The organism is Streptomyces odontotermitis, from assembly GCF_050510915.1.
GTDB lineage: Bacteria > Actinomycetota > Actinomycetes > Streptomycetales > Streptomycetaceae > Streptomyces.
In genome coordinates this window covers 206,241-214,877 of record NZ_JBNJLS010000004.1, presented here as the reverse complement: position 1 = coordinate 214,877, position 8,637 = coordinate 206,241, and the positions used below count along the sequence as shown (strand labels likewise).

The following is an 8,637-nucleotide window of genomic DNA, read 5'->3' as shown; positions in this document are numbered from 1 at the left end:
AGACCATTTCCGCCCGGCCACGGGAGGGGCCGGCCGCGCGGCCCGGAGGGGGAGTCACCCCTCCGGGCCGCACTGGGTCGTGGGACCGACGCCCAGGAACTCCGGCGTGGGTCAGGGGAGTTGTGCGCCCTCCACCGTTTCCACCGTCCGCACGGTCTGCTCCTCCTGCACGTCCCCCGTGCCGATGACCGCCGCGCCCGCCCCGAGGAGGACCGCTGCGGCCGCCGCCGCACCGACGACCGCGAGCCGCAGGCGGAGGCGTACGGGATGCCTCACGACAGCCGGCCGTGGCGGCTGTGGCGACCGTGGCCCCATCGCCAGCTCCCGGCGGGCGGCCACCCAGCGCCCGGTGGCCTCGGCGTCGAGGCCGCAGGCGACGGCGAAGGCGACGAGCACCGCCTCGCGCGGCAGCCGGTCCCGGCGCAGCATCGTCGCCGCCGTCGAATACGGCAGCGCCTCACCCGCCGAGGCCGCCGCACGCTCCAACTCCCGATAGCTGAGGCCCGACCACTCCTTCAGGCGGCGCAGCTCGGCCATGAAGACGGCCTCTCCGGCGGCGGCATCCGGCACGGGCGGTGGCGTCATGAGGGTCCCTCCGAGGGTGGTGTGCCGGTGCGGCTGACTGCTGCTGTCCGTCTGCTGACCGTCGCCGACCTGCGCGTACAGGAACTCGCACAAGCTCGCACAGCGGATCCGTTGAACGAGCCCGCGAGCGGCGGTCAGTCTCGGCTCCACATCTGCCACGTCTGTCGTCGTTGTCTTGGAGGCATGCATGGGCCGGGTCGGTTCCCTGGTGCTGTTGCTCGTGTCGGCACTGCTCGCGCTCGTCGGGTGCGCGGACGTCCGGGCGGAGGTCGGCCCGGGGGACGCCGTCGACCGCTACCTCGACCGGACGCTCCCCGAGGGGCCCGGCATCACCGTGGCCGCCGCCCGGGGAGGCGAGCTCACGCACTGCGCCGGACGCGGGCTCGCCGACCGCGCGGCGAAGACCCCCGCGACCTGCGACACCGTGTACGACGTCATGTCGATCACGAAGCAGTTCACCGCCGCCGCGATCCTGAAGCTGGAGATGAGGGGCGAGCTGCGGGTGGGCGACCGGATCGGCCGGTACCTCCCGCACGTGCCCGCCGACAAGCGGGCCATCACCCTGCACCAGCTCCTCACGCAGACGGCGGGCCTGCCCGAGTCGCTCGGCGACGACTACGACCCGGTGTCGCGGCAACAGGTGCTCGCCGGGGCGATGGGGGCCCGGCTGCGGTCGGCGCCCGGCAAGGAGTTCCACTACTCGAACGTCGGCTACAGCCTGCTCGCCGCGATCGTCGAGAAGGTCTCGGGCCGGAGCTACGAACGCTTCCTGGCCGAGCACCTTTTCCGGCCCGCCGGGATGACCCGCACCGGCTACGTCCTGCCCACCTGGAAGCGCGCCCGGGTGGCCGTCGAGTACGACCGCCACGGGCGTTCCCGGGGGCGGCCCCTCGACCATCGTTGGGCGCCCGACGGCCCGTACTGGAATCTGCGCGGGAACGGCGGCATGCTCTCCACCGCCCGCGACATGTTCCGCTGGCACCGCGCCCTCACGGACGGCACCGTCCTGTCCGGGGCGGCCAGGCGGAAGCTGTTCGCGCCGCATGTACGGGTGCCCGAGCTGGACGGGGCCTATGGCTACGGCTGGGTCGTCATGGACACCGGCGACGGCCGGGTGGCCTGGCACGACGGGGGAAACGACTGGTCACTGGCCACGGTCGCGGAGTTCCGCCGCGACGACACCTGGGTGTTCTGGGTGAGCAACCACGCCTACCAGGACGGGAAGTGGAACCTGGAGGACGGCCAGCTGGAACTCACCCGAGGGGTGGCCGAGCGGGTCAGTCGGCACCGATCCCCAACGACCGCGTGAGGTCCAGCATTTCGTCCCGGTACAGCCGGGCCGCGTCCTGTGCGCGCGGGGCGAGGATGCCCGCGACCTCCAGGGCGACCAGCCCGTGCATGCGGCCCCACACGCGCAGGGTGAGCGCGATGGCGGCGGCCGGCAGGCCGGGGTGCGCGGCGCGGGCGAGGGCGATGAAGTCCTGGTCGAACTCCGCCCACTTGTGGCCCCTGCCCGGCTGCCGCTCCCGGGCCTCGGGCCACGCGGCGGCGACCAGGCCCAGCAGACCCAGGCACACCCGGTGCTCGGCGGCGGCCGCGGCCCGCCCCGACGGCGCCTGCCCGCCCTGTCCCGAACCGCCGTACAGCAGCCGGAACTCGTGCGGGCGCGTCACCGCCCACTCCCGGTAGGCGACGCCGTGGGCCATGAGCCGCCCCGCCGTGTCCCCGGCCGGGCGAGTCTCCCGCGCCGCTTCGAGGGCCTGGGCGAGGGCGGTGTAGACGTCGGTGGCCAGCGCGTCCAGGAGGTCGTCCCGGGTGTCGTAGTACGTGTACAGGGCGGCCGCGGTCATGCCCATCTGCCGGGCGATGGCCCGCAGGGAGAGGGCGTCCACCCCGCCGTCGGCCAGGCACTGGAACGCGACGGTCCTGATCTCGCGCACGGTCTCGGCGCGCAGGCGCTCGCGGCGGCTCAGCGGGGGTGCATCCATGCCGTCAGCGTACAGCAGCAGAAAACTAAACGGCGTTTAGTGATTGAACGGCGTTCATGTACGGTCGTGGATGTGCTCACCGAGGGCACACATCGCGGTGCGTCGCAGCACGTCGCCGCATGTCGCAGTGCGTCGCAGTACGTCGTAGAGAGGGAACCCCTATGTCCCACAGGGAAATTCGCGGATACCGGATTGGTGCCGTCGCGGCCGAGGCCGCCTTCACCTCCGACTTCGAGATCCCGGCGGACCTGCCCGTGCAGCGCCTGGTCGACATGCTGGAGACCGAGCGGCGCAGCATGGACGTCCGGCCGGGCATGCGCCACAAGTACACGCCGCTGCGCTACGACGCGGTCACGGGCGCCCCGCAGATCGGTGGCCGCTATCTCTTCGACACCTGGGCGGACGTCGTCGACTACGAGGAGTTCACCAGCAAGGAGCTGGAGTTCGAGCAGGGCGTGGCGTTCTGGGACCGTCCGTTCTTCCTCGGCGTCGACCGGCACATCTGGCGGGTCACCGGCGCCCATGACCTCACCCCGCTGGCCACCACCCACCACGTCAACCGCTTCGAGCGCTGGACCACCGAAGCGGAGGGTGTGGAGCGGCACTTGGCGCAGGTGTGGCCCGCCGTCCTGGCGGACGCCGAGCGGCAGGGGCTCGCGAGCGTCTGGCTGCTGCACCAGCCCGAGGAGCGGCAGATCGCACTGCTGACCGTGGCCGAGCGGGTGCCGGGAGCGGACCCGGCCGACGCGCTGTCCCGGTCCGTCGCCGCCCTCGCGGGCGCACCGTCACCGGGCCGCCTGCTGCCCGCCGCTCTCGGCGCCACGCAGGTCTTCGACCGCACCAGCCCGATCCTCGCGATGTGGCTCCCCGAGTCGCGCCGCGCCGGGGGCGCACCCTCCGCCTACCCGGCCGCACCCGTCCACCCCGAGCCGAGCCCCGCGGCCAGGGGAGCGGCTAGGGCAGCGTGAGCCGCCGCAGCCGCTCGGCGTCGTCGGTGCGCGGACACGTCCCGCACGCCTCGGCCGGGCGGATCGTGTAGTAGAGGCAGCAGCCGAGGCGGGTGCGGGTCGGGTGGCGCCCGCCATCGGCGTCCGTCAGATGGCGGAAGTCCGCGCCGCCGGGAAAGGGCGGCAACGGTCCGGGGAGCACCGCGTCGGCGGCCGCGAGGGCCCGCTCCTCCTCGCCGATCGCCCGGCCGAGCTGCCAGATGCCGGCGACCAGATCGTCGCCGACCATGCCCCACAACGCCCGCTGCCCGCGCCGGAGTCGGGGCCCGATCGCGGACAGCAGCGGCCCGACGTGGTCGGCGACGGCCGTGCGCAGCTCGGCGCGCAGGGCCTCCTCGTGGGCGACGACGCGGGCGCCGGGGAGCGCGGCCGCGGCGTCGCCGGGCAGGCAGGCGAAGGAGGGTCCGGGCGCGACGGTCAGGGCGCCGCTCACGAGGCTGACGCGCACCTCGGCGGGGCGGATCCGCGGCACCCGCCGCTCCAGGTACCAGGCGCCGCTCATCAGCAGACAGACGTCCCAGAGGTAGGAGTGCAGTGCCCGGGACGCCGCGACGTCGGGGCGCGGGGTGTGGTCGTGGCGGGCCCTGATGCGCCGGGCCTCCGCCGCGACGAAGGCGTCGAGCGCGTCGGGCCGGTGCGCCAACTCGGCGCCGTCGAGCCGGCTCTGGCGGTCCGGCGGGCCCGCGGCGACACCACCGGGCTCCGTGATCGTCACGTCCAGGGCCGGGCACAGCTCGGTGAGCCGGCGGTAGGTCGCGGCGAGCGGGGAGGCGTGGGCGGGAGCGGGAGCGGGAGCGGGAGCGGGAGCGGGCGCGTGGGCGTGGGTGTGGGCGGACGCAGGGGCGGGCGCGCAGGCGGTCGGCGCCAGAGCCTCGCCCGTGGTCGGCGGCGCGAACGGGGGCACGCGAACTCCTCGGGGACACAGGGGAGATGTCGAACAAGGTAAGCCTTACCTTATCTATTCCCGTCCCACGGTAACCGACACGCCGCCTGCTCAACTGTCCACCCCCGCGGCCCCGTCGGGCAGTCGACGCGCACCGGGACCACGCAGACCCCTCTTCCGTGGCTCGGCCCGCTCCGGTGCCGCCCCCGACGCCCGTACGAAGGCGAAGGCCAGCACCGCTCCGGCGAGCCCCACCCCCGCCGCCCCGAGGAACACCCGGCTCAGGCCCGCCGCCATCGACGCACCCGCACCACTCGCACCACCCGCATCGGCGCCCGCCCCGCCCGAGCGGAACAGCACGCCGAAGGCCGCGACGCCCAGCGTCGGGCCGAGTTGGCGGAACGTCGTCATCGTGCCCGCCGCCATCCCGCCGCGCTCGGCAGGTACGGCGGCGAACACGGCGCCCGCCATCGCCGGCGTCATCAGACCCACACCCGCCCCCGTCACCGCGAGGCCCAGCGCGAGCGAACCCGCCGACGAGCCCGCGTCGAGCCCCGACTGCAGCGCACAGCCGACGCCGCTGAGCAGCAGCCCCGTGCCGACTACCAGGCGAGGTGAACGGCCGTGCAGCGCACGCCCGCTGACCAGTGAGGCGACGAAGCACGCGAGGGCGAGCGGCATCAGCGCGAGCCCCGCCCGCACCGGCCCGAGCCCCAGTCCCGACTGCAGCCACACCGACGTGAACAGCAGCGCCGCGAACGCCGCCGACGACGCCAGGACGCACAGCATGACCGCCGCGAAGGCGCGGCGCCGGAACAGCCGCACGTCCAACAGGGGCTGCGGGGAACGGAGTTCGAGCCGGACGAAGAGCGCAAGGGTGAGCGCCGCGAGGGCCAGGGCCGCGTACACCACGGGGGTCCAGCCGTCGTCGCCCGCCGTCGTCAGGGCGTAGGTGAGGGAGCCCGCGCAGAGCGCGAACGCGGCCGTGCCGGGCAGGTCGACGCGGGGAGCGTCCCGCCGGACGCCAGGGGCGCGGTCCGGGGCGGGGAGCGCGCGCAGCGTCAGGGCGAGAGTGGCCAGGGCGAGCGGGATGTTGAGGTAGAACGCGGCCCGCCAGCTCAGACACTCGGTGAGGATGCCGCCGACCATCGGGCCGACGGCCGCGCCCAGGCCCGTGAACGCGCCGAACACCCCCATCGCCCGGCCCAGGTCGGGCCCCCGGTAGACGGCGACGACCAGCGCGAACGTCGCCACGGACATCGCCGCGCCGCCCACGCCCTGCACCGCGCGCGCCGCGACGAGCACCCCGGTACCCGGGGCGAGCGCGCAGCCCAGCGAGGCGGCGGCGAAGACGGCGAGCCCGGCGGCGTAGACGGTGCGCGCCCCGATCCGGTCGGCGAGCGATCCGAACGGCAGCATCAGGACGGCCAGGACGAGGGTGTAGACGTTCATCACCCACTGGAGCCCCGAGAGCGGGGCGGAGAAGTCGGCGCCGATGGCGGGCAGCGCGACGTTCAGGACGGTCGTGTCGAGCAGGAACATGAACGTGCCGAGGCAGATCGCCACCAGCGGCCACCACTTGTGCATGAGAGGTCCTCGGGAAGGAATCGAGGGTGGTCAGGGACGCTCACAAGGTCGGACGGGTGGGCCGGATCCCGCCAGCCACGGCGCGGCCAGTGGCGGATAGTGGCATGCTCATACGTCATGAAGACGGATGCCGTCACCCTCGACGAGGTGGACCGGAAGCTGGTGCACGCCCTGCAGATCGACGGCCGGGCCCCGTTCCGGACCGTCGGCCAGGCCCTCGGCGTCTCCGAGAACACCGTCGCCCGGCGCTACCGGCGGCTGCGCGGCGCCGGGGTGCTGCGCGTCGTCGGCACGTTCAACGGCGCCCGGTTCGGCTACAGCGCCTGGACGATCCGGGTGCGCTGCACCCCGGACGCGGCCGGGCCCCTCGCCAAGGCGCTCGCCGCCCGCGAGGACACCTCCTTCGTGCACATCCTGTCCGGCGGCACCGAGATCTCCTTCAGCACCCAGACGCGCGGCAGCGAGGAGAGCGACGCGCCGCTGCTGCACCAGCTGCCGCGCACCGGCCGCGTCACCTCCGTCTCCGCGCACCTCCTGCTCAACCACTACGCCCTGCCCAGCCATTGGGCCGGACCCGCCCGCCTCACCCCCGAACAAGCCGCTCTCCTCACGCCCCCGCAGGCCGAGCCGAGGGACACCGCCCTCGGGGACGGCGACCGGGCCCTGTTCGCCGCCCTCGCCAAGGACGGCCGGGCGAGCCACGCCGAACTGGCCGCCGCCACCGGCTGGTCGGACTCCACGGTCCGCCGCCGCATGGACGCCCTGCGCGCGGCCGGAGCGCTGATCTTCCTCGTCGACATCCCCTCGGCGGCGCTCGGCTTCCACGCGGAGGCCCGCCTGTGGATGTCCGTGCGGCCCGCCCACATCACCGAGGTCGCCACCGCGCTTGCCGCGCACGCCGAGGCGTCCCTGGTCGCCCTCACCACCGGCCCCACCAACCTCCTGGCCGCCGTCAACTGCCGCGACGCGCAGGACCTCGCGCGCTACCTCACGGAGCGCGCCGGTGCCCACGACGCGATCCGCACGATGGAGACCGCGCCCGTGATCCGCACCCTCAAACGGGCCGGAACGCTGCTCCCCCTGTGACGCGGGGCCCCTCGCTCACAGGAGGGCTCACAGGAGGGCTCACGGCAGGGCTCACAGCAGGGCCGCGCCCTCGTCGAGCCGGTACTCCTCCGGGTCCGCGTCATACATGTACAGCTCCGCGTAACGGCCCCAGTCGGTGGCCGTCTCCAGCTGCTGCTCCACCTGCTCGCTGGTGTAGTGGTGGGCGAGCAGGTCGCGGAAGAAGCCCGCGCGGACGGTGCCCTCGGGCTGCCGGCGCAGGCTGTTGGTGATGAGCTTCACCAGCGGCACCTGGATCGCGGCCCGCGCGAACAGCGTCTTGGACTCCTGCACATCGGCCCCGGCGAACGCGCCGCCCACATCCGTGAGCAGCAGGTCGTCGCCCTGGATCGTGGCGAAGCCGAGCAGGTCGAGCGCGTCGACCTGGGGGAGCATGTCGTCGATGTCCAGGCCGAGTTCGTCGGAGAGGTCGGCCAGGTCGCAGCGGCCGCCGCGGTGGGCCACCAGCTCCGCGAGGCCGGAGAAGCCGTCGACGGTGGCGGTGGGCAGCGGGGTGTTGGCCACCGTGCGCTTGTCGAGGTCCACGGGCTCCGGGCGGCCCGCGGCGCGGCCCGGCTCCCCGCCCGGGGCGGCCTGCGCGGCGGGGACCGCCGACTCCTTCGCCTCCGTACGGCCGGTCATGATGCGGTAGACGCGGTCGATGAGGTCCTGGAAGGCTTCCGACTCGCGGTCGCGGGGCCGCTCCAGGCCCACGTCGATGGTCTCGCGGATCGTGCCGTACGGGCGGGAGCCGAGCACCACGATGCGGTCCGCCATCAGGACCGCCTCCTCGATGTTGTGGGTCACGAGCACCACCGCGCGGGTGGGGAACTGGCCCGACTCCCACAGCTCCATCAGCTCGCCGCGCAGGTTCTCGGCGGTCAGCACGTCGAGGGCGGAGAACGGCTCGTCCATCATCAGGACGTCCGGCTCCACCACCAACGCCCGCGCGAAGCCGACGCGTTGGCGCATCCCGCCGGAGAGCTCCTTCGGGTACGCGGACTCGAAGCCGTCCAGACCGATCAGGTCGATGGCGCGCACGGCGGCGCGGGCCCGTTCCTCGTCGGGCACGCCCCGCGCCTCCAGGCCGAGTTCGACGTTCTGCTGCACGGTCAGCCACGGCAGCAGCGCGAAGGTCTGGAACACCATGGCCGTGCCCGGGTTGGCGCCGGTCAGCGGCGCGCCCCGGTAGCTGACCGTGCCCGAGCTGGGCGGGATCAACCCCGCCAGACAGCGCAGCAGCGTGGACTTGCCCGAGCCGGACTTGCCGAGCAGTGCCACGATCTCCCCGGCCCGCACCTTCAGATCGATGCCCGCGAGGACCGGGAGCTCGCCGTCGGCGCCCGCGTACGACTTGGTCAGGCCGACGGTCTCCAGGAGGACCTCGCCGTCGGCGGCGCGCGACGGCTTCGCGGCCCCGGCGGCGGTGCCGACAGCGGCGGTCCTGGTGCGCGGCTTGCGGAAGATCTTCAGCGGCATGAGC

Annotated in this window: 8 protein-coding genes; 3 read left to right on the top strand and 5 right to left on the bottom strand. The window is 74.1% G+C overall.

The window, feature by feature from the left end; translation table 11 throughout:
- Positions 1-111: 111 nt before the first annotated feature.
- Positions 112-678, bottom strand: a complete 567-nt coding sequence (locus tag ACQB60_RS14475) for a hypothetical protein (RefSeq protein ID WP_496926353.1) — start codon at positions 676-678, stop codon at positions 112-114.
- Positions 679-772: 94 nt separating this feature from the next.
- Here ACQB60_RS14475 and ACQB60_RS14470 point away from each other — a divergent pair, with 94 nt between their 5' ends.
- Positions 773-1,894, top strand: a complete 1,122-nt coding sequence (locus ACQB60_RS14470) for a serine hydrolase domain-containing protein (protein ID WP_496926352.1) — start codon at positions 773-775, stop codon at positions 1,892-1,894.
- Here ACQB60_RS14470 and ACQB60_RS14465 read toward each other — a convergent pair.
- Entirely contained in the window at positions 1,863-2,573 is a 711-nt protein-coding gene (locus tag ACQB60_RS14465) for a TetR/AcrR family transcriptional regulator (RefSeq protein ID WP_496926351.1), read from the bottom strand. The two genes, ACQB60_RS14470 and ACQB60_RS14465, sit on opposite strands and share 32 nt — an antisense overlap.
- A 161-nt stretch (positions 2,574-2,734) precedes the next feature.
- Between ACQB60_RS14465 and ACQB60_RS14460 the strand changes: the two genes are divergently transcribed.
- Positions 2,735-3,541 (top strand): hypothetical protein, encoded by an 807-nt coding sequence (locus ACQB60_RS14460; RefSeq protein ID WP_496926350.1) that lies wholly within the window; start codon positions 2,735-2,737, stop codon positions 3,539-3,541.
- On the opposite strand, the gene ACQB60_RS14455 is transcribed toward ACQB60_RS14460, so the two are convergent.
- Both ACQB60_RS14455 and ACQB60_RS14450 read right to left on the bottom strand, forming a co-directional pair.
- The gene (locus ACQB60_RS14455; protein ID WP_496926349.1) at positions 3,528-4,484 is read right to left on the bottom strand and encodes a (2Fe-2S)-binding protein; all 957 of its coding nucleotides are present in this window, start codon (positions 4,482-4,484) and stop codon (positions 3,528-3,530) included. The two genes, ACQB60_RS14460 and ACQB60_RS14455, sit on opposite strands and share 14 nt — an antisense overlap.
- A 90-nt stretch (positions 4,485-4,574) precedes the next feature.
- The gene (locus ACQB60_RS14450; RefSeq protein ID WP_496926348.1) at positions 4,575-6,050 is read right to left on the bottom strand and encodes an MFS transporter; all 1,476 of its coding nucleotides are present in this window, start codon (positions 6,048-6,050) and stop codon (positions 4,575-4,577) included.
- Positions 6,051-6,167: 117 nt separating this feature from the next.
- Here ACQB60_RS14450 and ACQB60_RS14445 point away from each other — a divergent pair, with 117 nt between their 5' ends.
- Positions 6,168-7,136, top strand: a complete 969-nt coding sequence (locus ACQB60_RS14445) for an Lrp/AsnC family transcriptional regulator (protein WP_496926347.1) — start codon at positions 6,168-6,170, stop codon at positions 7,134-7,136.
- 51 nt (positions 7,137-7,187) lie between these two features.
- On the opposite strand, the gene ACQB60_RS14440 is transcribed toward ACQB60_RS14445, so the two are convergent.
- Positions 7,188-8,633, bottom strand: coding sequence for an ABC transporter ATP-binding protein (locus ACQB60_RS14440; RefSeq protein WP_496926346.1), 1,446 nt, complete (start codon positions 8,631-8,633; stop codon positions 7,188-7,190).
- Positions 8,634-8,637 lie beyond the last annotated feature (4 nt).

Coding starts and splice junctions, on each gene's coding strand:
- ACQB60_RS14445 (WP_496926347.1), top strand. CDS start 6,168: ATGAAGACGGATGCCGTCACCCTCGACGAGGTGGACCGGAAGCTGGTG.
- ACQB60_RS14460 (WP_496926350.1), top strand. CDS start 2,735: ATGTCCCACAGGGAAATTCGCGGATACCGGATTGGTGCCGTCGCGGCC.
- ACQB60_RS14450 (WP_496926348.1), bottom strand. CDS start 6,050: ATGCACAAGTGGTGGCCGCTGGTGGCGATCTGCCTCGGCACGTTCATG.
- ACQB60_RS14440 (WP_496926346.1), bottom strand. CDS start 8,633: ATGCCGCTGAAGATCTTCCGCAAGCCGCGCACCAGGACCGCCGCTGTC.
- ACQB60_RS14465 (WP_496926351.1), bottom strand. CDS start 2,573: ATGGATGCACCCCCGCTGAGCCGCCGCGAGCGCCTGCGCGCCGAGACC.
- ACQB60_RS14470 (WP_496926352.1), top strand. CDS start 773: ATGGGCCGGGTCGGTTCCCTGGTGCTGTTGCTCGTGTCGGCACTGCTC.